Raw genomic sequence first — 21362 nt, forward strand, 5'->3', positions numbered from 1 at the left:
AGTATGGCCTTATCGTGACCACGGGGACCGCGGCCGGGTTCTCACGCGAACGTGCGTCACAGGGCGAAGATCACGCAACTCTGGTCACATTGGCCTTGTCACATGGATTGTGGCTTGCTGACCCCGCCTACATCGCCTCGTAGTTCGGACCGCCGCCGCCCTCCGGGGGAACCCAGGTGATGTTGCCGTTGGGATCCTTCACGTCGCAGGTTTTGCAGTGAACGCAGTTCTGGGCGTTGATCTGGAAGCGCGGGCCCGAACCTTCCTCGATCCACTCATAGACGCCGGCCGGGCAATAGCGATTCGAGGGACCGGCGAACACGTCGTGCTCGGAGGTCTTCTGGAGGTTCATGTCTGTTACCTTGAGATGGACCGGCTGGTCCTCCTCATGATTGGTATTGGACAGGAACACCGACGAGAGCTTGTCGAAGGAAATCTTACCGTCCGGCTTCGGGTAGGTTCTCGGCGCGTGGGTCTTGGCCGGGTCGAGCGTCGCGCGATCGGGCTTCGCGTGCGACTGGGTGCCAAACAGCGAGCCGCCGAACAGCGTGTTGCACCACATGTCGAAGATGCCGAGCCCGGCGCCAATGAAGGTGCCGAACTTCGACAACAAGGGCTTGGCGTTGCGGACAGGATAGAGGTCCTTACCGACGACGGAATCGCGCCAACCGTTCTCGTATTCGACCAGCTCATCATTGGCGCGGCCCGCAGCGAGAGCCACGTTAACATGTTCGGCCGCGAGCATGCCGGTGCCCATGGCATTGTGCACGCCCTTGATCCGGGGCACGTTGACGAAGCCGGCCGCGCAGCCGATTAGCGCACCGCCCGGGAAGCTCAGCCGCGGCACCGACTGGTACCCGCCTTCGGTGATGGCGCGCGCGCCGTAAGCCAGCCGCTTGCCGCCTTCAAGCGTCGCGCGGACGGCCGGATGGTTCTTGACGCGCTGGAATTCGTCGAATGGCGACAAATAGGGGTCGTTGTAGTTGAGATGAACGACGAAACCGATCGACACCAGGTTCTCGTCATAATGGTAGAAGAACAGGCCGCCGCCGGTGTTGTTGTTCAAGGGCCAGCCAACCGCGTGCTGCACGAGGCCCTTCTGATGCTTGGCCGGATCGATCTGCCAGACTTCCTTGAGCCCGATGCCAAATTTCGGCGGCTCACTTTTGGTGTCGAGCGCGTATTTCGAGATCAACTGCTTGGTCAGGCTGCCGCGCACACCTTCGGCGAACAGCGTGTACTTGCCGAGCAATTCCATGCCACGGGTAAAGGAGTCCTTCGGCTTGCCGTCCCGGCCGATCCCCATGTCGCCGGTGGCGATGCCGCGCACCGCGCCATTGTCGTCATAGAGCACTTCGGCCGCGGCAAAACCGGGATAGATCTCGACGCCTAGCGCTTCCGCTTTGCGCGCCAGCCAGCGGCAGACATTGCCGAGCGAGCCGATATAGCAGTGATGATTGTCCATCAGCGGCGGCATGATGAAGTTCGGCAGCTTGATCGCGCTGGTCTCGGTGAACCAGAAGAAGCGGTCGTCCTTGACCTGCGTCTTGAGCGGACAATCGGAATCCTCGCGCCAGTCCGGGATCAGCTTGTCGAGCCCGGCCGGATCGATCACGGCGCCGGAGAGAATATGCGCACCGACCTCGGAGCCCTTCTCCACCACGACGACATTGAGATCGGCATTGATCTGCTTCAGCCGGATCGCCGCAGCCAGGCCCGAGGGGCCGGCGCCGACGATGACGACGTCGAATTCCATGGATTCGCGCGGGGGAAGTTCTTCGGTGCTCATCTGATCTCAGCCCTTGAGACGGTCCTTGGTCGATTGCGCCCTCTTGTTTCCGATTTTTCCGGGTAGGACAACCTCGGAAATGCGTTTCGCCGGGGTGCAAGGCGCCCCAAACTGGACTAATAGTCAGACTTTCCGATGATCCCAGAACCCGCACCCACGGTCCGAGAGCTTCTCGCCTTCTATCTGGAGGCCGGAGTCGATTGCACGCTCGCGGAGGAACCGATCGACCGCCTGGCGGAATTGGATGTTCCACCTCCGGCCCCGCGCGCGCCACCTCCAGTCGAGGCCCCACGGCCGGTCGCCGCGCCCGCGGTGATGCGCGGCGAGGCGGCACCTGCGCCCGACATCGCGATCGCCTCGGCGCGCGAGGCCGCACGCACCGCGCCAAGCTTGGAGGCGCTGCGCGAGCTGATGCAGAGCTTTGACGGCTGCGCGCTGAAGCACACGGCGACACGTTTGGTTTTCGCCGACGGCAATCCGCAGGCACGCATCATGTTCGTCGGCGAGGCACCGGGCCGCGACGAGGACATCGAGGGGCTGCCCTTCGTCGGGCGCAGCGGCAAGCTGCTCGATTTGATGATAGGAGCCATAGGCCTCAACCGCACCACGGCCTACATCGCCAACGTGATTCCCTGGCGGCCGCCCGGCAACCGCACGCCGACGCCGCAGGAGACGCAAATCTGCCTGCCGTTCATCCAGCGCCAGATCGAGCTGGTGAATCCGGATGTGCTGGTGACACTCGGCAATCCCTCGACGCAGACGCTGCTGTCGACCCGCGAAGGCATCATGCGTACCCGCGGCCGCTGGTTCGACTACGAGACGGGCGGGCGCACCATTCGCGCGCTGCCGACCTTCCATCCCGCCTATCTGTTGCGCTCGCCGTCGTACAAGCGGCTGGCCTGGCAGGATCTGCGCGCGATCGCGAAGGTGCTGGCGGAGGCGTGAGGGGCCGTACAGCCTTTCGCCGTCATTGCGAGCGCAGCGAAGCAATCCAGAATCTTTCCGCGGAGGGGCTGTGGATTGCTTCGTCGCAAGGGCTCCTCGCAATGACGACCGAAAGAGCGAGCAACTAAGTCCCCTTCGGCCGCACGATGGCCCAGCCGATGCGCAGGAGTTGCTGGCGTCCGGTCACCAGCCATTCGAAGGCGCGCGGGACTTCCGGCACGATGCCGGGAAAGCGCGCGAGGATGTCCGGCGGCGGCGTGCCGGCGGTATCGGAAGCGCGCCAGACCACGACGCCGCCGGTCTCGCTGAATTTGGCCTGATTGATCCAGGGTGTACGCGCGGGCTCGGCATCGATGAAGAGATGCGGCCGGCCGGAATGCAGCGTGATCAAGCTCGCAAGCTGGGTCTCGCCGGCGACCGCGCGCAGGCGATGATTGGTGCGGCGGGCAAAGCTCTCGTCGAAGAAGTCCGAAATCGCGCGGGCCGGCATCGAGGTCGCGATCTCGTTGGCACCGGTCCACGGCAGCAGCAGGACGGCGAGCACGACGCCGATTGCGGGCGCCACGACGGCAGCCGCCCAGACCATCCGCAGCATCCTCGCGCGGCGCATCGCGATGAGATCGCCGGCCCCCACGACCACGGCAAGCCCCGACGACACCAGCACGACGCCGGCGCCGCCGACGACGGCGTCGAGGCCCAGCAGGCCGGAGATCAGCACCGCGCCGAGCGCCGGCGCCAGCGCGAAGAAATAGACGAAATTACGTGCGAGCGGCTCGACCGGCGGGCGGTAGATGATCGGCGCCTCCTCGCTCTTGGGCACGAACAGGCCGGTGTTGAGGACGGTCAGCGCCGGGATCGCCGCCGCACCGAGCAGGAGCCCCCCGAGCAGCCAGGCCGCGTGCAGCGCGCGGGCATTGAGCTGGGCGACCGCAGGCAAGGCCGGCAGGACGAGCGCCTCGGCGCGCATCAGCCAGACGGCATAGGGCAATGCCAGCACGGCGACGACCACCAGCGCAAACAGCGGGTCGAAGGCACGCAACGTGCGGCGGCCGTCCGCGGTTGCGAGCGCGAAGACGACGATCAGCAGCAGCAGGAAGATCGCAGCCGGCGTCGTCAGCAGCAAGAGGCCGGCCTCGATCGACCAGGCAAACCAGGCGTTGCCGCGGCGCTGTCCGATGATCTGCCAGGAATGCAGCAGCAGCAGCGCCCAGAGCGGTCGCGCCAGCACCAGAGGGCCGAAGTCGAGTGTGGGCGAGGAGAAGGCCAGCAGCGTCATGGTCAGCAGCACGGCCAGCACTGCCTGCTGGGGACCGACCACCGCGCGGGACAGATGATAGAGCGTGATCAAAGTCGCGATCCCGCAGAGCTCGGCCAGCACGTAGACACCGAACAGGTGGCCGCCGGCAGCGCGATAGGCGATGTCGGCGAGCCAGACCGGCAAGGGCGGCCCGAGATCGGTGCCGACCTGGTATTCGCGGCCGAAGGCCAGCAGGGTCGCGAGACTGCCGGGCGGGCTGCGATAAAACACGAGCGCCACGAACAGCCACATCGCGGCCTGGAGCAGCACGGCGATCCAGACGATCAGCCGCGGCCGCGCGCGAATGAGCTCGATGACCAGGGAGGTAAACCGCATGCAACGTCCGAAAGATGCAGCCAACCCGTGAAGCCGGCCCTATTCGCTCACGACTGTTTTGATAAAGGGCGTGACGCGTCGTGGCAACTGAGTCTCGTCTAGAGATTTGCCGACGCGTCGACTTCCAGGCTCGTGTCCACCTGCAACTCGATCTCGGTCACCGCAAACAGATCCTGCGCCGGCTCGACCGTCCAGGGCATGTGCTTGGCGCGTGCGGCGGCGACGGGGGCGAAGAAGCTGCGGTGGTGGACGGTGGGACCGAGGCGGTTGAGCGCGTCGAGGTGCTCGGGCACGGCGTAGCCCTTATGCTGCTCGAAACCGTAGCCGGGACAGTCCTGCGCCAACGCGCACATCAGGCGGTCCCGCGTTACCTTGGCGATGATCGAGGCCGCTGCGATCGACAGGACGATGCCGTCGCCGCCGATCACGGCTTCGCAATCGCATTCCGTGTCGAGCCGGTCGCGGCCGTCGACGAAGACGTGCCGCGGCTGCTGGGGGCAGCGCCACCACGGCGCGCTTCAGCGCCCACAGCGAGGCGCGCAGGATGTTGTCGCGGTCGATGCGGGAGCGCGAGGCGACGGCCACAGTGGCCCGCGGCCCGCCTCATCGCAGCCCGCTACCGGCCAGACGCCACGCTTGATCAGCGCGCGCTCACGGCGGAAGCTTGGGGCGACGATGATGGCGCTCTTTGTGCCGGCCAGCGCCTTGGCGATTTTTTTGGGCGCAGCTTTCTTGTTCTCAGGCGCAGCCTTCTCGCTCTTAGGCGCAGCCTTTGTGGGCGCGCCTTTGGCCGGCTTCTTGGCGGATTGATCCCGAATCATGGCCGGGATCGTGCGCAAGCGGCATGGCCTGCGCAATCGGGAACCTCGAACAATTCCCGTTATTCAAGCCAGCCGCCCTATTCCGCCAGATGCACCCGCCGGTCCTCGCCGACGTCGATGCCGGGCGCGACCACGACTTCCCAGGGATGGCCGTCAGGATCGGCGAAATAGCCGGAATAGCCGCGGTAGTCGGTCTCATGTGCTGCCTTCAGCAGCGCGGCTCCCTTGCCGACGGCGAAGGCCAGCACCGCATCCACCTCCTCACGCGCGCGGCAATTCCAGGCGAGCGTCATGCCGCGGAACGTCGATGGCCTCGGATGATCAGGCAATTTGGCGTCGACCGCGAGTTGATCCCAGGGAAACAACGCGAGCACCGGACCGCCGGTGTCATAGAACGCAACGGTCTCGCCGGTTACCTTGAGCCGGCGCGAGAAACCGAGCGCGTCGTAAAAGGCAATGCTGGCGCGGATGTCGTTCACGCCCAGCGTGATGACGGTCAGCCGCGGGATAGGAGCTGGCGGTTCCTTACTCATACGACGCCTCTCTCACTTCGTCCCTCAGAACAGGCTGAGCTGATCGCCGTTCCGCTTCGGCTTGGCAAAATGATCCGTCGTCAGCTTGGCGCGCCGTTTGTTCAGCCCGAGCCTGTCGCAAGCGATCTCGAAGCGGCGGCCGATGGTCCAGGCCATCGGGCCGGTGCCCTTCATGCGCTCGCCCCATTTCGCATCGTAGTCACGGCCGCCGCGCATGTCGCGGATCAGCGTGAAGACGTGGCGATACCGGTCCGGATAGTTCGCCATCAGCCATTCCCGAAAGAGATCGCGCACCTCGAGCGGCAACCGCAGCAACACGTAGGAGGCCTCCTTGACGCCGGCATGGGCGGCGGCATCCAGGATGCGCTCGATCTCGGAATCGTTCAGCGCGGGGATCACGGGCGCGACCATGACGGTGGTCGGAATGCCAGCCTCGGAAAGCTGCTTCAGTGCCTCCAGCCGCTTCGGCGGCGTGGACGCCCGCGGCTCCATGGTGCGCGCTAGTTTCGGATCGAGCGAGGTCACGGAGATCCCGACCTTGGCGAGGTTGCGTTTGGCCATTCGCGCGAGAATGTCGATGTCGCGCACGACCAGCGCCGACTTGGTGACGATCCCGACGGGATGGCCGGCGCGCTCCAGCACCTCCAGAATGCCGCGCATGATTTTGCGCTCGCGCTCGATCGGCTGATAGGGATCGGTGTTGGTGCCGATCGCGATCATCCGCGGCTCGTAGCCCGGCGCCGCAAGCTCCTTCTCGAGCAACGCCGGCGCCTCGGGCTTCACGAACAGCTTCGACTCGAAGTCGAGCCCCGGCGACAGGCCAAGATAGGCATGCGTCGGCCGCGCGAAGCAATAGACGCAGCCGTGCTCGCAACCGCGGTAGGGATTGATCGAGCGATCGAAGCCGATATCGGGAGATTCGTTGCGGGTGATCACCTTGCGCGAGGTGTCGATCCCGACCGTGGTCTTGAACGGGGGCAGTTCTTCAAGGCTCTGCCAGCCATCGTCGAATGCGACGCGCGCCTCGGCCTCAAACCGGCCGCTGGCGTTGGACTGCGCGCCCCGGCCTCGCCTGCGCTGGCGGTCGATGGCGACCGCCAGCTCAGGGAAGTCAGAAGGCGCACCCGCCGGCTCGGAGGGCGCCGTGACCGGCGGGTGCTTGAGAGCATGAGAGGATGCTGGACTCATGAAGCCAAGATAGCATGTCAAAGGAACAAATCAAGAACACAAATAAAAAACGTGAAAACAACCCCATGCACAGTCGAGCTGCCCAAATTTCGGGCGGGGGTTTTTGACTTCACGCAACACCAGCGTGACCACGATTCCGTTTGATCACGGGAGGGATCGATCGTCGCGGAACATGGTTGATGACGATCGTTGGGTGAAGGTCGGCAAGAACATGACAAATCAACAACAATTGGCCGCAGCGAGCAGCAACCTCGATCTGCTCGACCGCTATTGGCGCGCCGCGAACTATCTCTCCGTTGGGCAAATCTATCTCCTCGACAATCCGCTGCTGCGCGAGCCCTTACGGCCCGAGCACATCAAGCCGCGTTTGCTCGGCCATTGGGGCACGACGCCCGGTTTGAACTTCATTTATGCCCATCTCAACCGCGTCATCCGCGCGCTGGACCTGAACGTGATCTATGTCTGCGGTCCCGGGCACGGCGGCCCCGGCATGGTCGCCAACACCTATCTCGAAGGCAGCTACAGCGAGCTCTATCCCGATATCGCGCGCGATACCGAGGGGTTGCGCAAGCTGTTCAGGCAATTCTCCTTCCCCGGCGGCATCCCGAGTCACGCGGCGCCGGAAACGCCGGGCTCGATCCACGAAGGCGGTGAGCTCGGTTACGCGCTGGTGCATGCCTATGGCGCGGCCTTCGACAATCCCGACCTGATCGTCGCCTGTGTCGTCGGTGACGGCGAGGCCGAGACCGGCCCGCTCGCCGCGTCCTGGCACTCCAACAAATTCCTCAATCCTGCGCATGACGGCGCGGTGCTGCCGATCCTGCATCTCAACGGTTACAAGATTGCCAATCCGACCGTGCTCGGCCGGATGCGCGACGACGAGATCCGCGATCTCTTCCGCGGGCTCGGCCACGAGCCGCTGTTCGTCGAGGGCGACGATCCCAAATTGATGCACCGGGCCATGGCAGACGCGCTCGACGTCGCGCTCGTCAGCATCCGGTCGATCCAGCAGCACGCCCGCGACGGCCGCAAGAGCGTCGAACGTCCGCGCTGGCCGATGATCGTGCTGCGCAGCCCGAAGGGCTGGACCGGCCCCAAGGAAGTCGACGGCAAGAAGGTGGAGGGCTTTTGGCGGGCGCATCAGGTGCCCGTCGCGAACTGTCGCGAGAACCCGGCGCATCTGAAGATTCTCGAAGACTGGATGCGCAGCTACGAGCCGGAAAAGCTGTTCGACGCGAACGGCGCGCTCATTGCTGAGCTCCAGGCGCTCGCGCCCGAAGGCAATCGCCGCATGGGCGCCAATCCGCACGCCAATGGCGGCCTTCTGAAGAAGGAGCTGAAGCTGCCGGACTTCCGCAGTTTCGCCGTCGAAGTAGCGCAGCCGGGCGGCGTCGTGGCGGAGGCAACCCGCGAGCTCGGGAAATTCCTGCGCGACGTCATCCGCCTCAACACCGAGGCCCGCAACTTCCGCATCATGGGCCCGGACGAGACTGCGTCGAACCGGCTCGATGCGGTGTTCGAGGCCACCGAACGCGTCTGGATGGAGCCGACAAAACCTTACGACGTGCATCTCGCCCAGGACGGACGCGTGATGGAAGTCCTGAGCGAGCATCTCTGCCAGGGCTGGTTAGAGGGTTACCTGCTCACGGGCCGGCACGGCTTCTTCTCCTGCTACGAGGCGTTCATCCACATCGTGGATTCCATGTTCAACCAGCACGCCAAATGGCTGAAGGTGACCCGGCATCTGCCGTGGCGGCGACCGATCGCCTCGCTCAACTATCTGCTCACCTCGCATGTCTGGCGTCAGGACCACAACGGCTTCAGCCATCAGGATCCCGGTTTCGTCGATCTCGTCGCCAACAAGAAGGCCGACATCGTCCGCATCTACTTCCCGCCGGATGCCAACACGCTGCTGTGGATCGCCGATCACTGCCTGCGCACCTATGACCGCATCAACGTCATCGTCGCCGGCAAGCAGCCGGCGCCGCAATGGCTGTCGATGCAGGAGGCAGCCACGCATTGCGCCGCCGGCATCGGCATCTGGAGCTGGGCCGGCACGGAAGATGCGAATGGCGAGCCCGGTGTCGTGATGGCCTGCGCCGGCGACGTGCCGACACTGGAAACGCTCGCTGCCGTCGACCTGCTGCGCAAGGCGCTGCCCGAGCTGAAGATCCGCGTCGTCAACGTCGTCGACCTCATGACGCTGCAACCCAGGGAGCAGCACCCGCACGGCTTGTCCGACCGCGACTTCGACGGCCTGTTCACGCGCGACAAGCCGGTGATCTTCGCCTATCACGGCTATCCTCATCTGATCCACCGGTTGACCTATAACCGCACCAACCACGCCGGCATGCACGTCCGCGGCTTTGCCGAGGAAGGCACCACGACGACGCCGTTCGACATGGTCGTGCTCAACGAGCTCGACCGCTATCACCTCGCGATCGAGGCGATCGAGCGCGTGCCGGGGCTCGCGACCAGGGCGGCGCAGGTGAAGCAGCAATTCCGCGACAAGCTGATCGAGCATTCGCGCTATGTGCGCGAACACGGCGAGGACATGCCGGAAATCCAGGAATGGGTCTGGCAGAACAGCGCCGGCGGCAACACGCCGGCAGAGGCAGGCGACTGAGGAGAGCCATGTCGAACACGGTTCTCGTTCTCAACTCGGGATCGTCGAGCATCAAATTCGGCCTGTTCGATATCTCGGCGGCCGAGCCCGCCCTGCTCTGCAAGGGCCTGCTTGACGAGCACGAGACGAAGCCGCGGCTCGTCGTGAAGAGTCCCGCGGGCGAAGACCTGTTCGAGAAACGGAGGGAAGCATCGGATGCGGCCAGCGATCATCTGTTCGCCGACGTGCTCGGCTTCATCGAGGATCGTTTCGGCGACCATCGCTTGCGCGCCGTCGGCCATCGCGTCGTCCATGGCGGTCCGGACTATTCCGCTCCGGTCGAGCTGACGGAGGATGTCACCGCAAAGCTGCAAGCGCTGACGCCGCTGGCGCCCCTGCACCAGCCGCGCTGCCTGGCTCCGGTCCGCACTATCACGGCGATCAGGCCCGACCTGACGCAGATCGCCTGCTTCGATACCGCTTTCCACCACGGCATTGCGCCGCCCGCCAGCCGCTTCGCCATTCCGCGACGTTATGAAGAGCGCGGCATCCGGCGCTACGGATTTCATGGCCTCTCGTTCGAATATGTCGCGGGACGGCTCGCCCGAATCGCGCCGCAGCTCGTGGCGAAGCGCACTGTGATCGCGCATCTCGGCAACGGCGCGAGCCTGTGCGGCTTGCGCGACGGCCGCAGCATCGACACCACGATGGGACTGACGCCGCTCGACGGGCTGGTGATGGGCACGCGCTGCGGCAGGCTCGACCCGGGCGTGCTGCTCTATCTGCAACAGCACGAGAAGATGTCGGTCGAAGATGTCCAGCACCTACTCTACCACGAATCGGGCCTGCTCGGCGTCTCCGGCATCGCGTCGGATATGCGCATGCTGCTTGCGAGCCGCGAAGCTGCGGCGCGGGAGGCGGTCGAGCTCTTCACCTTCCGCGCCGCGCAGGAGGTGGCGGCGATGGCGACAACGCTTGCAGGGCTAGACTGCCTGGTCTTCACCGGCGGCATCGGCGAGCATGCCAGCGAAATCCGCAGCGCGATCGGTGAGCGTCTCGACTGGCTCGGCGTGCGCATCGATGCCGCTGCGAATGATGCGGCGCGCGAGCGCATCAACGATGGCGATAGCGCAGTCGATGTCTTCGTCATTCCAACGAATGAGGAACTGATGATCGCACGACATTGTGCGGCGGTGCTGCGAACAGCGAGTTGACCGGCGTTCATTCGAAGCCCTCGTCAGCAGCGTGGTTGCACGTTTTCCCGTCCTCGCGCTCGTCCGCTATCGCATCCTCCTCTTGCATGATTGCGAACGGCCGGCGCGCCGCGCAATATTGCGGCTCACCTCCGGATTAATACGGACAGGACAGGCTGGGGCGACACATTCGGCAATATCGCCGCCCCGTACGGGATATATTTGGATGCGAGGGCTGCAGCGGTTTACCATCGTCTGCCGAGGCGCGGCCGGAAAGTTGCACTCGGCAGCGCCATGTTTTATGACGCCCTCATAATGAGCTACGCTTCTCCCGAAGTGTGGACAGTGAAGCTTCCATCATGCTGAGCGTCATCATTCCGACCGAAGGCGTCGAGCAGACGGCCGTCGCAACTCTGGCCGCGCTGGTACCCGGTGCCGCCGCAGGCGTCATCCGGGAAGTGCTCCTGGTCGACGGCACCCGCAATGGCGTCATCGAGCGCGTTGCCGACGTCGCGGGCTGCCGTTTCATCGGCTTCGAAGGATCCACTCAAGGCGCCGCGCTCGCCGCCGGCGCACTCCAGGCCCGTTCGTCCTGGCTGATGTTCCTGCCCGCGGGCGCCGTGCTGGAAACCGGCTGGATCGAGGAAACCACCCAGTTCATCCAGTCCGTCTCGACCAGCGGCCGGGATCGTGCGGCCGTCTTCCGCTATGCGCGCTCGCCCTACGCCGATGCCGGCTTCCGCCACATCCTCCGGGCCCTGATGCGCAAGCTCGTCGGTCCCTTCGGCGATCAGGGACTTTTGATCGCGCGTGATCACTACGACCGCATTGGCGGCTACCCGCCCCAAGCCCGCCACTCCGAGGCACGGCTGCTCCGGCGGCTCGGCCGCTCGTCGCGGATCATGCTGCGCAGCCGGATCGTCATGGTCGGCTGAGGCACCTCGATACTTGCCAAGGTCAAATAATTATTTGACAATGGCAAATATCGGAGGTGACCCATGTCGTTCAATCCTACCGACGACCACATCGCAGCGGTCCGCGCCTTCAACCGCTTCTACACCCGCAAGCTTGGCGTGCTCGACCAGCACCTTGGCAAGAGCCCGTTCTCGCTCAGCGAGGCCCGCGTGCTCTACGAGCTCGCGCAACGGGACGACCTTGCCGCCAAGGAGATCGGCAACGAGCTTGGCCTCGACCCCGGCTATCTCAGCCGGATCGTGCAAAGCTTCGACGAAAAGGGCCTGATCACCCGCAGGGCCCTGCCCGCGGATCGCAGGCAATACCAGCTCAGCCTCACCGCCAAGGGGCGCCAGGCCTTTGCCAAGCTGAACCTGGGCTCGCAAAATGAGGTCGCCGCAATGCTGGCTCAGCTTTCGACCAGCGATGCAACGCGGCTCACGCAGGCTATGGCGACCATCGAGGCCGTGCTGGAGCATCGAAGCCACCCCGCGGCTTTCATGCTGCGCAGCCATCGCGTCGGCGACATGGGCTGGGTCATCTCCCGGCAGGCCGCCGCCTATGCGGCCGACTACAACTGGGATATCAGCTACGAGGCCCTGGTCGCCGAGATCTGCGCTCAGTTCATCAAGAACTATGACGCCGCCCGCGAGCACTGCTGGATTGCGGAAGTGGGCGGAGAGCCGGTCGGCTCTATCTTTCTGGTCAAGGCCACGGACCAGATCGCCAAGCTGCGCCTGTTGCAGGTGGAAAAGAAAGCGCGGGGACTCGGTGTCGGCCGCGCGCTGGTCGACCAATGCATCCAGGGTGCGCGCGAGAGGGGCTACAGCAAGATGACGCTGTGGACGCAAAGCATCCTGGTCGCCGCGCGTGGCATCTATCAAAGCGCAGGCTTCAAGCTCGTGAAGAGCGAGCCGCATCACAGCTTCGGGCAGGATCTGATTGGGGAAACGTGGGAGCGGGATCTGTAGAACTCTCGCAACGAGCGAGAGGCGCATGTATGCGCCCTCGCCCCTTGTGGGAGAGGGCAGCGATGCTGCCAGACGCACACTCACTAGGGCGAGGGGTATGTCTCCGAGCACTCCGTGCCGATAGATACCCAAGCTTCGCTTCGGCATTCTTTAAGGACGGGCGGCCGAAGGCGGCCTATGCCACCTTTCCCGCATCCGCCTTCGCTAAAGCTTCGGCCGACATGAGCGGAGAAGAAATGTCCAACTACACCGTCGCGCCCTGGGCCTTCGGCCGGCGCAGGTGCTCGTCCAGCCGCGGCATGATCTCGACGAAATTGCAGGGGCGCGTGCGGTAGTCGAGCTGGGCTTTGAGGATGCCGTCCCAGCCGTCGCGGCAGGCACCGGGCGAACCTGGGAGGCAGAAGATGTAGGTTGCGCCCGCGACGCCGGCCGTGGCGCGGCTCTGGATCGTCGACGTTCCGATCTTGGCGTGGCTCAGCATGTGGAATGAGATCGAGAAACCGTCCATGCGCTTCTCGAACAAGGGCTCGATCGCCTCCGGCGTGACGTCGCGCCCGGTGAAACCGGTGCCGCCGGTGGTGATGACGACGTCGACACCTGCGTCCGCAATCCAGCGGCGGATGACGGTGCGGATCGCCTCGACGTCATCGGTGACGATCTCGCGCGCGGCGAGATGATGGCCGGCAGCGGTGAGACGGTCGGCCAGGGTCTGGCCGGATTTATCATCCGCCAGCGCGCGCGTGTCCGACACGGTGAGCACCGCGATGTTGAGCGGGACGAACTGTTTTGTTTCGTCGATGGAGGTCATTGCAACGCACCTTCTTCACAGACCACAGACGTCATCCTGAGGTGCGCGCTCTTGCGCCCTCGAAGGATGGGCCACGGGCTCGCCATCCTTCGAGGCTCGCCAATTGGCGAGCACCTCAGGATGACGGATAACCCCTACTGTCCGCCCCCAAACGTGTTGCAGGCCTGGACGGTGCCCTGCTGGTAGCCGGTCATGAACCATTGTTTGCGTTGCGCCGCCGAGCCGTGGGTGAAGGAATCGGGCACGACGCGGCCTGTGGACTGGCGCTGCAGCGTGTCGTCGCCGATCGCGCTCGCCGTGGTGAGTGCGGCGTCGATGTCGCCCGGCTCCAGGAAGTTCGGCCGCTTCTTCGCCTCGCGATTGACCCAGACACCGGACAGGCAGTCGGCCTGCAATTCGACCTTCACCTGCAGCGCATTGGCCTCCGCCTTGCTGCCGGCCTGCTGCTGCAGCCGCGTCACGCGCGGAATGATGCCGAGCAGGTTCTGGATGTGATGGCCGGCCTCATGGGCGATGATGTAGGCGGTGGTGAAGTTACAGGCCGACTTGCCGGAGCAGCCGCGAAAACGCGTCTCGACCTCTCGGAAGAAACCGGTGTCGAGGAAGATGGTCCTGTCGGGCGGACAATAGAACGGTCCCATCGCCGACTCCGCCCGGCCGCAGCGCCCGCCATTGGTGACGTTGCGGAACAGCACGACCTTTGGACCGGTAAAGGACTGGCCGGAGGCCTGGAAGATCTCGCTCCAGCGATCGTCGATCTCGCCGAGGATGCCGGAGATCATGCTGCCCATCTCGTCGGTCGGCGCGCCGCGCTTGGCGTTGGACGACGATTGGCGATCGGTCTGGTAGGACGGCGCCTGGCCGCCGCCGGTGAGTATCTCGGCGCCGCCGATCAGGATGCGCGGATCGATGCCGAAGGCGTAGCCGACCAGGCCGAGCACGATGATGGTACCGATCCCAAGCCCGCCGCCGCCCATGGGGAGGCCGAACCCGCCTCCTCCACCGCCGCCGCCACCATCGTCGCGACGATCCTCGATGTCGTCGCTGCGGCGGAAATCATCGTAGCGCATGGCGGCTTCCCTCGGTCCTAGCTCAATTCGGCGCGAAAGCGCGAAAGCTCAACGCGCCACATACGTTTCCGTTGCGTTAATCAATATCCCGCTCGGCAATTATTGCCTAGTGCGACAGCATGGCAATGCCAGCAATTTTTTCCGGGCATCGAGCAATTTTTTCCGAGAGGAATTTTGAGTCTTTTTGCGCTCCGATCACAGCCGCAACGCGAAGAAACGCGAAATACACTGCAAAACATGGAGAATGCGCGGAGCGAGCCGCGTGCAAGGCGCGATGTGAGGGCTGTTCACGAAAGCCACGGGTTAAGTCGATTTTTACTTTGCCGCTTCAATGTAACGGTCAGTCGGTTGTTTGGTCCCGCGTCGCCGACAGCGTCGCCTGAGTCAGAGTTCTTGAGTCATGGTAGAGTCGCGTCGCGGGGCGTCTGCAAGGGCGCCCCGCACAAATTTTGAGTCTCCTTCGCACAGCATCGTCCTCGGCGATTGCGTCGCCGAGATGTCGAAGCTTCAGGCTGGTTCGGTCGACCTGGTGTTCGCCGATCCACCCTACAATCTCCAGCTTAAGGGCGATCTCAAGCGCCCCGACGAATCTCATGTCGATGCGGTCGACGACGACTGGGACAAGTTCGATTCGTTCTCCGCCTATGACGATTTCACCCGCGCCTGGCTGCTCGCCGCCCGCCGCGCGATGAAGCCGTCGGCGACGATCTGGGTGATCGGCTCCTATCACAACATCTTCCGCGTCGGCGCGATCATGCAGGACCTCGGCTTCTGGCTGCTGAACGACATCGTCTGGCGCAAGACCAACCCGATGCCGAATTTCCGCGGCCGCCGCTTCACCAATGCGCACGAGACCATGATCTGGGCCGCGCGGGACGAGAAGGCCAAGGGCTACACGTTCAACTACGAGGCGCTGAAGGCCGCCAACGAGGACGTGCAGGCACGGTCCGACTGGCTGATCCCGCTTTGCACCGGCGAGGAGCGCCTCAAGGGCGCCGACGGCAAGAAAGTGCACCCGACGCAGAAACCGGAAGGCCTGCTGGCGCGCGTGCTGCTGTCGTCCTCCAAACCCGGCGATCTCGTGATCGATCCCTTCAATGGCACCGGCACCACCGGCGCGGTCGCAAAGCGCCTCGGCCGCTCCTATATCGGCTTCGAGCGCGACAAGACCTATGCGAAAGCGGCCGAAGCGCGCATCGCCGCGATCGAGCCGCTTCCGGAGGCAAGCCTCGCCCCGTTCATGACGGCGCGCGAAGCGCCGCGTGTGGCGTTCTCCGAGCTGATCGAGCGTGGCATGATCATGCCCGGCACCAAGCTGTTCGACGCGAAGAAGAAACTCGGCGCGCTGGTGCGTGCCGACGGCGCCATCATGTTCGGCGACAAGGTCGGCTCCATCCACCGCATGGGCGCAGTGGCGCAGGGCGCGCAAGCCTGCAACGGCTGGACCTTCTGGCACATCGAGACCAAGAAGGGTCTTAAGCTGATCGACGAGCTGCGCGCCGAGATCCGCGCCGGCATGGCGGCGGGGTAGCCTTCCTTTCGTCGTCCCGGAGCGCGCCTCCTGGCGCGGCCCCGGAATGACGAGACTGGTTGAATACAGCGGCCGGCGGGACTAGATTGACCGCCTACGCCCCGTCTTGACCGGTCGAGCCATGCGACGACAGTCCGAGACATTGCTGCTGGTGCCGCTGCTGCCGATCTTTCTGGTCGGCATGTTTCCGATGTTCCTGATCGCGCTGCTGGGATTTTTCGGCCTCGCCTTGTTCGGCGTGCTCGTGGTCTGTGTCGGGCTCGCCAGCAGCAACGAGGCCCACGACAGCTTCAATCACGACGTCATCGTTCACGGCTACGCGCGCGGATCGGAGCGCGCGGCGCGGGCCTCCGACATGCATATCGCTACCCGGCTCGGGTTGCGCCTGGAGGTCGTGGGCGCGGCCATGGTCATTACGGCGGCGATCGGCCTTTGTTACGCCGGCTGATCTGCGTGACGCGCAGACGCCGCCCGGCAAACTCGCCGGTTGCCCTCCCCGATAAGGTTCAGGCAAGACAAGGCCGCTTGCGGACATGTTGCTGACTCCACTCTCAGCCAACAAACACAGGGGAGATGCCCGATGCTCAAATTCTATTTCAACGGTTCGCCGAACCCGACCAAGGTCGCGCTTTATCTCGAAGAGGCCGGCCTGCCCTTCGAGCCGGTGAAGATCGACACCCGCACGGGCGAGCAGTTCACGCCGGACTACCTGAAGATCAATCCGAACGGCAAGGTGCCGGCGATCGACGACAACGGCACCATCGTGTTCGATTCCAACGCCATCCTGCTGTATCTCGCCGAGAAGACCGGCAAATTCCTGCCGGCCGCCAATGTTCGCGGCGAGATGCTGTCATGGCTGATGTTCGTCGCCACCGGCGTCGGGCCGTATTCGGGCCAGGCCGTGCACTTCAAGCATTTTGCGCCGAAAGACCAGAACCACGACTACGCGCATAACCGCTATCAGTTCGAGACCGATCGCCATTACAAGATTCTCGACGGCCACCTCAAAGGCCGCCGCTACATGGTCGGCGAGAGCTATTCGATCGTCGACATGGCGCTGTGGGGGTGGGCGCGGATGGTGCCGTTCAAGCTCGGCGACGATGCCTTCGCGCGATACCCGAACGTGAAGCGGCTGGTGGACGAGATCTCGGCGCGGCCTGCGGCGACGCGCGCGATCGCGCTGAAGGACAAGTTCACCTTCAAGGCGGAAATGGACGACGAGGCGCGCAGCAACATGTTCAAGCACATGACGACGAAAGTCGCCTGATCGTCTCAGGTCACAATGCGAGGCCACGCGCATGCGCGTGGCCTTTTGCTTCTTGAGGCTCAGGCGGCGTGGACCGAGCTCAGGAAGTTGGCGACTTCCTGCTTCAAGCGATTGCTGTCGGCCGACAGCGAGCGTGCCGCCGAGAGCACCTGCGAAGACGCCGAGCCGGTCTCGGACGCCCCGCGCTGCACGTCGCCGATGTTGGACGACACGAGTTGCGTGCCTTGGGCCGCCTGCTGGACGTTGCGGGAGATCTCCTGCGTCGCCGCACCCTGCTCCTCCACGGCGGCGGCGACCGTCGACGAGATCTCCGACAGCCGCTCGATGGTGCCGCTGATTTCCCTGATCGAGCCGACCGACTCCTCCGTCGCAGCCTGGATGCCCGAGACCTGCTGGGCGATCTCACCGGTGGCCCTCGCGGTCTGCTCGGCGAGCGCCTTGACCTCCGAGGCGACTACGGCGAAGCCGCGGCCGGCTTCACCCGCGCGCGCCGCCTCGATGGTGGCGTTCAGCGCCAGGAGGTTGGTCTGGCCGGCGATGGTGCTGATCAGCTCGACCACGTCGCCGATGCGGGCTGCAGCCTTGGAGAGCTCGCTGACGCGCGCGTTGGTCTTGCTCACCTGACCGACGGCTTCGCCCGCTATGCGCGCCGATTCCTGCACCTGGCGCGCGATCTCCGTCACCGAGGAGGACAACTCCTCGGTCGCGGAGGCGACCGCCTGCACATTGGCCGAGGCTTCCTGGGAGGCGGATTGCACTTCGGTGGAGAGATCCTGAGCGCGCCTCGCGGTCGCGGTCAGGGTGCCGGCCGAGCCCTCGAGCTCGTGGGATGCCGAGGATACGGTATCGACGATCTCGCCCACCGCCTGCTCGAACCGGCTGGCGAGCCGGGCCATGTCGGCCTTGCGGCTCTCGGCCTGCCGGGCCTCGGTTGCGGTCTGCTCTTGGCGCAGCCGTTCGGTCTCGATCATGTTTGTCTTGAAGACGTCGATCGCCTTGGCCATGTCGCCGATCTCGTCGACCTTGCCGCGCGAGGGGATCTCGACGGCGAGATTGCCGCCGGCAAGCAGCCCCATTGCGCGCGTCATCGAGGTCAGCGGCCGCACGATGCTGCGGGCGGTCAGGAAGGCGACGATCAGTCCGAACAGGACGGCGAGGCCGCCCGCGATCTCCTGCAGCGAGGTCGTGCCGTCGATCACAGCATCGGCCGCGGTGCGCGAATCCTTGTAATCCGTCTTCAAGGCGGTTTCCGCGACCTTGAGCTTGGCTATGCTCGCGGAGATGAGCGGTGCGAGATCCTTGTGGTAGATCTCGTCGGACCGCAGCATCGCCGCAGAGGTGGTTTCGAACGCGGATTTGTAGATACCGAGAGCGGTCTTCACTGGCGTCAAAGACGAGCGAAGGTCCGCCGCCTGCGGGCTCCTTTCGACGGCCGCCAGCCGCTGCACCGCCCTGTCGACATTGGTTCTGAAGGCGGTGGGCCCGTTGGCGTCGCGCAGGGCGAGGAAGCGCCAGTTCGCGATTCGAACCAGCAGGACCCGGGACTCGAGGTCCGCGACGAGCGACACCGTGTCGTCGTCGGCGGCGGCACGGGCCACATCGACCAGCTTGGCCATCTTGACGGTCAGCTCTTCGCCACTCGGCAACAGCGTCGCCTTGCCGGTCCGCGCCTCGTTGACGGCGTCGCCGAGACTGTCACGCAGGCTTTTCATTTTGGCGATGTCGGCGATCAGATCGTCGTAGAGCTTCCGCCGCTCCTCCGAGAGGGGGCCCTTTGCTCCCAGCTGCAACAGCCCGGTCGCCGCGGCCTCTCGCTCGGCAGCCTCCCGCATCGCAGGCTCGTTGGCGTCGTAAATGTAGCGCAGATTGGCCCGCTGGATGGCCTGAAGATGGGTCGATATCTCCAGGACGCGCGCCGTGCTGTCCGACAACGCGGAGAGTTTTGCGACCTGATCCTGGACGGATCGCAAATTCCAGATGGCGACCACCGCCATCACAAGACCAACCGCCACCAAGGCCATGAAACCTGCGTACAGGCGTCCCCTGATCCGCAAACGAAAACTCGGCATTCCCACTGTCCACCCAGATGCATGTCAATTCGAGCGGCCGGCCTAATCCGGCGATCGTCACCGGCCACTCTGGCAGCCGCGCGTCGCGTTGTTCGCGACCCACGCTGCACCGCGACACAATGGGGGACACTCGTTAATTGAACCTTCAAATTTTTCGCGCGCGCATCCGTCGGATGGTACAACATCTGCTGATTTTATCGGCAGGTGAGCAAGGTTTTAGCGAGAAGCCCGCAGCGGCATGCAGGCCGCTGCAGCTGGTCCGGCCTGCGCCAGACCAACACGCCCCTCGCCGACCGCGGCGGACGGCACCGGTCGACGGAGGCGACGCTGCTCGATCCGCTCAGCTCGCGGCCCTCACGGCCGTTTGTGGAAACGGACCAAGGGCCTTCTCGGTCAGCACCGAGTCGCAATATTCCCGGATCTCCTTGATCTTGCCGTCCTCGAGACGAAACACGAGACAATAGTCGTTGTCGTAGCGCACGCCTTCTGGCGTGACATTGTCGCCCTTTGCTTCGATGACGACGATATCGCCGTCGGCGATGAAGCGATGAGCGACCGTCCGCGTCCGGTCGACAAGGCGGGTCCGCACATAGCCGTGCAGATCGTTGAGGATCGCCTGTTTGCCCGAAAAGGTGCGCGACCAGGAATACTGGCCGGTCACGATCCATTTGGCGTCGTCGGCAAGACTTTCGGTGAACAAGCCACGGTCGCGCGCAGCCGGATCGGGGCTGGCGGCGGCTGCAAAGATATCCTGCATCAGTTTCTTGTTGGCGCTCGCGCTCATGGCGGCATCTCCTTTGGTGAGAACACGGAAATCATCGCCGCCGGTGCTAAATTCTTCAAATCGATAGTGGATATGATATCTATTCGCCTCATGAATTTGAATTCGCTCGACCTCAATCTCCTGACCGCGCTTGACGCGCTGCTGCGCGAGGCCAGCGTCAGCCGCGCCGCATTGCGGATCGGGCTGTCGCAGCCGGCGGCGAGTCATGCGCTCCAGCGTCTGCGCGACATCCTTGGCGATCCGCTCTTGGTACGCACAGGCGCGCGGATGGAGTTGACGCCGCGGGCGCAAGCCTTGCGCGCGCCGCTGGCGCAGGCGCTCGACCAGGTGCGCGGGCTGTTCGTATCGGATGAATTCGATGCGGCGCGCAGCGAGCGGCAATTCCGACTGATGATGCCGGACCTCGCGGTCGAGCTGTTGATGCCGCCCTTGATGGAAAAGGTGACGCAGGCCGCCCCCAACGTCCGCATCGACGTGGTGCCGTGGCGAGGACCGGCTATTTTCCACGCCGAGTTCGCCCGCACCATCGATCTCGTGATCTCGATCGGCAACGCCTTCAAGGGATTTCACCGCCAGTTGCTTTACACCGACAGCGACGCGCTGGCGGTGCGGCGCGGCCACCCCGTGGCTGCGAAGCTGAAGCGGCGCGAGACGTTCCTGGCTGCACGCCATGTCGGCGTAATCATCCGCGGCCAGCCGGAGGACCTCATCGACACTTGGCTGGGCACCAAGGGCATAGACCGGCATATCGCTCTCGTCGTCCCGGGTTATCTCGAAGCGCTGCACGTCGCCGCCCGTACCGACCTCGTCGCCTTCGTGCCGCGCCGGTTGATCGCGGCGCTGTCCAAGCAGCTCGGCCTCGTCACGGTGACGCCGCCGCTCGACCCCGGCATCGATGAGCAGTTCATGTTCTACCCGACCCGCGCGCAAATGGATCCAGGCTCGATCTGGCTCAGGCGGCTGATGCTGGAGACGGGACGGGATTTGGAGAAGAAAGGGCGCGCTGGATAGGACGCAACTTCAAAGCAAATGGTGTCGTCCCGGACAAGCGCAGCGAAGCGGAGCGCCGATCCGGGACCCATAACCACAGGACGTGGTTTGGCGAAGACTCGTGATTGTCAGCTTGCGTCACAACTTCTCCCTGTGGTTATGGGTCCCGGGTCTGCGCTGACGCTTGCCCGGCACGACAGGGGAATATATT

17 protein-coding genes and 1 pseudogene are annotated in these 21362 nt (G+C 64.5%); 9 read left to right on the forward strand and 9 right to left on the reverse strand.

Going from position 1 to position 21362, the window contains the following annotated elements; translation table 11 throughout:
- Positions 1–127 precede the first annotated feature (127 nt).
- Positions 128–1789, reverse strand: coding sequence for an electron transfer flavoprotein-ubiquinone oxidoreductase (locus RX329_RS33700; protein ID WP_317244899.1), 1662 nt, complete (start codon positions 1787–1789; stop codon positions 128–130).
- 135 nt (positions 1790–1924) lie between these two features.
- Between RX329_RS33700 and RX329_RS33705 the strand changes: the two genes are divergently transcribed.
- Positions 1925–2734 carry a uracil-DNA glycosylase family protein gene (locus tag RX329_RS33705; RefSeq protein ID WP_247372693.1) on the forward strand — a complete coding sequence of 270 codons (810 nt, stop codon included), beginning with the start codon at positions 1925–1927 and terminating at the stop codon, positions 2732–2734.
- Positions 2735–2858: 124 nt separating this feature from the next.
- Here RX329_RS33705 and RX329_RS33710 read toward each other — a convergent pair whose 3' ends face one another.
- From RX329_RS33710 to RX329_RS33725, 4 genes and pseudogenes are all read right to left on the reverse strand, one after another.
- The gene (locus RX329_RS33710) at positions 2859–4367 is read right to left on the reverse strand and encodes a glycosyltransferase family 39 protein (RefSeq protein WP_247391673.1); all 1509 of its coding nucleotides are present in this window, start codon (positions 4365–4367) and stop codon (positions 2859–2861) included.
- Between the two features lie 98 nt (positions 4368–4465).
- Positions 4466–5188, reverse strand: a pseudogene (locus RX329_RS33715) (ribonuclease HII).
- Positions 5189–5265: 77 nt separating this feature from the next.
- On the reverse strand, positions 5266–5721 hold the full coding sequence (locus tag RX329_RS33720) for a VOC family protein (protein ID WP_317244900.1): 456 nt from the start codon (positions 5719–5721) through the stop codon (positions 5266–5268).
- Between the two features lie 24 nt (positions 5722–5745).
- Positions 5746–6909 carry a PA0069 family radical SAM protein gene (locus RX329_RS33725; protein WP_018454912.1) on the reverse strand — a complete coding sequence of 388 codons (1164 nt, stop codon included), beginning with the start codon at positions 6907–6909 and terminating at the stop codon, positions 5746–5748.
- 211 nt (positions 6910–7120) lie between these two features.
- Between RX329_RS33725 and RX329_RS33730 the strand changes: the two genes are divergently transcribed.
- The 4 genes from RX329_RS33730 to RX329_RS33745 all read left to right on the forward strand — a co-directional run bounded on the left by RX329_RS33730 (position 7121) and on the right by RX329_RS33745 (position 12632).
- Complete coding sequence (locus RX329_RS33730) at positions 7121–9535, forward strand: phosphoketolase family protein (RefSeq protein WP_317246457.1); 2415 nt, start codon at positions 7121–7123, stop codon at positions 9533–9535.
- Positions 9536–9543: 8 nt separating this feature from the next.
- Positions 9544–10728, forward strand: coding sequence for an acetate/propionate family kinase (locus RX329_RS33735; RefSeq protein WP_018454914.1), 1185 nt, complete (start codon positions 9544–9546; stop codon positions 10726–10728).
- Positions 10729–11066: 338 nt separating this feature from the next.
- The gene (locus RX329_RS33740; RefSeq protein ID WP_204513849.1) at positions 11067–11642 is read left to right on the forward strand and encodes a glycosyl transferase; all 576 of its coding nucleotides are present in this window, start codon (positions 11067–11069) and stop codon (positions 11640–11642) included.
- A gap of 63 nt (positions 11643–11705) precedes the next feature.
- Complete coding sequence (locus RX329_RS33745) at positions 11706–12632, forward strand: helix-turn-helix domain-containing GNAT family N-acetyltransferase (protein ID WP_085352622.1); 927 nt, start codon at positions 11706–11708, stop codon at positions 12630–12632.
- A 244-nt stretch (positions 12633–12876) separates the two neighbouring features.
- Here RX329_RS33745 and moaB read toward each other — a convergent pair whose 3' ends face one another.
- Together moaB and RX329_RS33755 are read right to left on the reverse strand one after the other, a co-directional pair.
- Positions 12877–13440: a molybdenum cofactor biosynthesis protein B gene (gene moaB / locus RX329_RS33750; protein ID WP_018454917.1), complete on the reverse strand. Its 564-nt coding sequence runs from the start codon at positions 13438–13440 to the stop codon at positions 12877–12879.
- A gap of 134 nt (positions 13441–13574) precedes the next feature.
- On the reverse strand, positions 13575–14510 hold the full coding sequence (locus RX329_RS33755) for a neutral zinc metallopeptidase (protein ID WP_085352623.1): 936 nt from the start codon (positions 14508–14510) through the stop codon (positions 13575–13577).
- A 400-nt stretch (positions 14511–14910) separates the two neighbouring features.
- On the opposite strand from RX329_RS33755, the gene RX329_RS33760 reads away from it, so the two are divergent.
- The 3 genes from RX329_RS33760 to RX329_RS33770 all read left to right on the forward strand — a co-directional run bounded on the left by RX329_RS33760 (position 14911) and on the right by RX329_RS33770 (position 17308).
- The gene (locus RX329_RS33760; RefSeq protein WP_085352624.1) at positions 14911–16041 is read left to right on the forward strand and encodes a site-specific DNA-methyltransferase; all 1131 of its coding nucleotides are present in this window, start codon (positions 14911–14913) and stop codon (positions 16039–16041) included.
- Positions 16042–16162: 121 nt separating this feature from the next.
- A complete protein-coding gene (locus RX329_RS33765) occupies positions 16163–16489 on the forward strand; it encodes a hypothetical protein (protein WP_018454920.1) in 327 nt (108 codons plus the stop codon).
- Between the two features lie 132 nt (positions 16490–16621).
- Entirely contained in the window at positions 16622–17308 is a 687-nt protein-coding gene (locus RX329_RS33770; RefSeq protein WP_317244901.1) for a glutathione S-transferase family protein, read from the forward strand.
- A gap of 59 nt (positions 17309–17367) precedes the next feature.
- Here the strand turns inward: RX329_RS33770 and RX329_RS33775 are convergent, their stop codons facing one another.
- Both RX329_RS33775 and RX329_RS33780 read right to left on the reverse strand, forming a co-directional pair.
- Entirely contained in the window at positions 17368–19377 is a 2010-nt protein-coding gene (locus RX329_RS33775; RefSeq protein ID WP_204513845.1) for a methyl-accepting chemotaxis protein, read from the reverse strand.
- Between the two features lie 340 nt (positions 19378–19717).
- Entirely contained in the window at positions 19718–20161 is a 444-nt protein-coding gene (locus RX329_RS33780) for a nuclear transport factor 2 family protein (protein WP_018454923.1), read from the reverse strand.
- Between the two features lie 90 nt (positions 20162–20251).
- On the opposite strand from RX329_RS33780, the gene RX329_RS33785 reads away from it, so the two are divergent.
- Positions 20252–21172, forward strand: a complete 921-nt coding sequence (locus tag RX329_RS33785; RefSeq protein ID WP_204513844.1) for a LysR family transcriptional regulator — start codon at positions 20252–20254, stop codon at positions 21170–21172.
- The last annotated feature ends 190 nt before the right edge of the window (positions 21173–21362 follow it).

Source organism: Bradyrhizobium sp. BWC-3-1, assembly GCF_032917965.1.
Classification (GTDB): Bacteria; Pseudomonadota; Alphaproteobacteria; order Rhizobiales; family Xanthobacteraceae; genus Bradyrhizobium; species Bradyrhizobium canariense_D.

What these genes read in the sequence shown, in the direction of transcription:
- RX329_RS33735 (WP_018454914.1), top strand. Translation starts at nt 9,544, where the DNA reads ATGTCGAACACGGTTCTCGTTCTCAACTCGGGATCGTCGAGCATCAAA.
- RX329_RS33730 (WP_317246457.1), top strand. Translation starts at nt 7,121, where the DNA reads ATGACAAATCAACAACAATTGGCCGCAGCGAGCAGCAACCTCGATCTG.
- RX329_RS33740 (WP_204513849.1), top strand. Translation starts at nt 11,067, where the DNA reads ATGCTGAGCGTCATCATTCCGACCGAAGGCGTCGAGCAGACGGCCGTC.
- RX329_RS33700 (WP_317244899.1), bottom strand. Translation starts at nt 1,789, where the DNA reads ATGAGCACCGAAGAACTTCCCCCGCGCGAATCCATGGAATTCGACGTC.
- RX329_RS33725 (WP_018454912.1), bottom strand. Translation starts at nt 6,909, where the DNA reads ATGAGTCCAGCATCCTCTCATGCTCTCAAGCACCCGCCGGTCACGGCG.
- RX329_RS33710 (WP_247391673.1), bottom strand. Translation starts at nt 4,367, where the DNA reads ATGCGGTTTACCTCCCTGGTCATCGAGCTCATTCGCGCGCGGCCGCGG.
- RX329_RS33765 (WP_018454920.1), top strand. Translation starts at nt 16,163, where the DNA reads ATGCGACGACAGTCCGAGACATTGCTGCTGGTGCCGCTGCTGCCGATC.
- RX329_RS33780 (WP_018454923.1), bottom strand. Translation starts at nt 20,161, where the DNA reads ATGAGCGCGAGCGCCAACAAGAAACTGATGCAGGATATCTTTGCAGCC.
- RX329_RS33760 (WP_085352624.1), top strand. Translation starts at nt 14,911, where the DNA reads ATGGTAGAGTCGCGTCGCGGGGCGTCTGCAAGGGCGCCCCGCACAAAT.
- RX329_RS33720 (WP_317244900.1), bottom strand. Translation starts at nt 5,721, where the DNA reads ATGAGTAAGGAACCGCCAGCTCCTATCCCGCGGCTGACCGTCATCACG.
- moaB (WP_018454917.1), bottom strand. Translation starts at nt 13,440, where the DNA reads ATGACCTCCATCGACGAAACAAAACAGTTCGTCCCGCTCAACATCGCG.
- RX329_RS33770 (WP_317244901.1), top strand. Translation starts at nt 16,622, where the DNA reads ATGCTCAAATTCTATTTCAACGGTTCGCCGAACCCGACCAAGGTCGCG.
- RX329_RS33775 (WP_204513845.1), bottom strand. Translation starts at nt 19,377, where the DNA reads ATGCCGAGTTTTCGTTTGCGGATCAGGGGACGCCTGTACGCAGGTTTC.
- RX329_RS33745 (WP_085352622.1), top strand. Translation starts at nt 11,706, where the DNA reads ATGTCGTTCAATCCTACCGACGACCACATCGCAGCGGTCCGCGCCTTC.
- RX329_RS33755 (WP_085352623.1), bottom strand. Translation starts at nt 14,510, where the DNA reads ATGCGCTACGATGATTTCCGCCGCAGCGACGACATCGAGGATCGTCGC.
- RX329_RS33785 (WP_204513844.1), top strand. Translation starts at nt 20,252, where the DNA reads ATGAATTTGAATTCGCTCGACCTCAATCTCCTGACCGCGCTTGACGCG.
- RX329_RS33705 (WP_247372693.1), top strand. Translation starts at nt 1,925, where the DNA reads ATGATCCCAGAACCCGCACCCACGGTCCGAGAGCTTCTCGCCTTCTAT.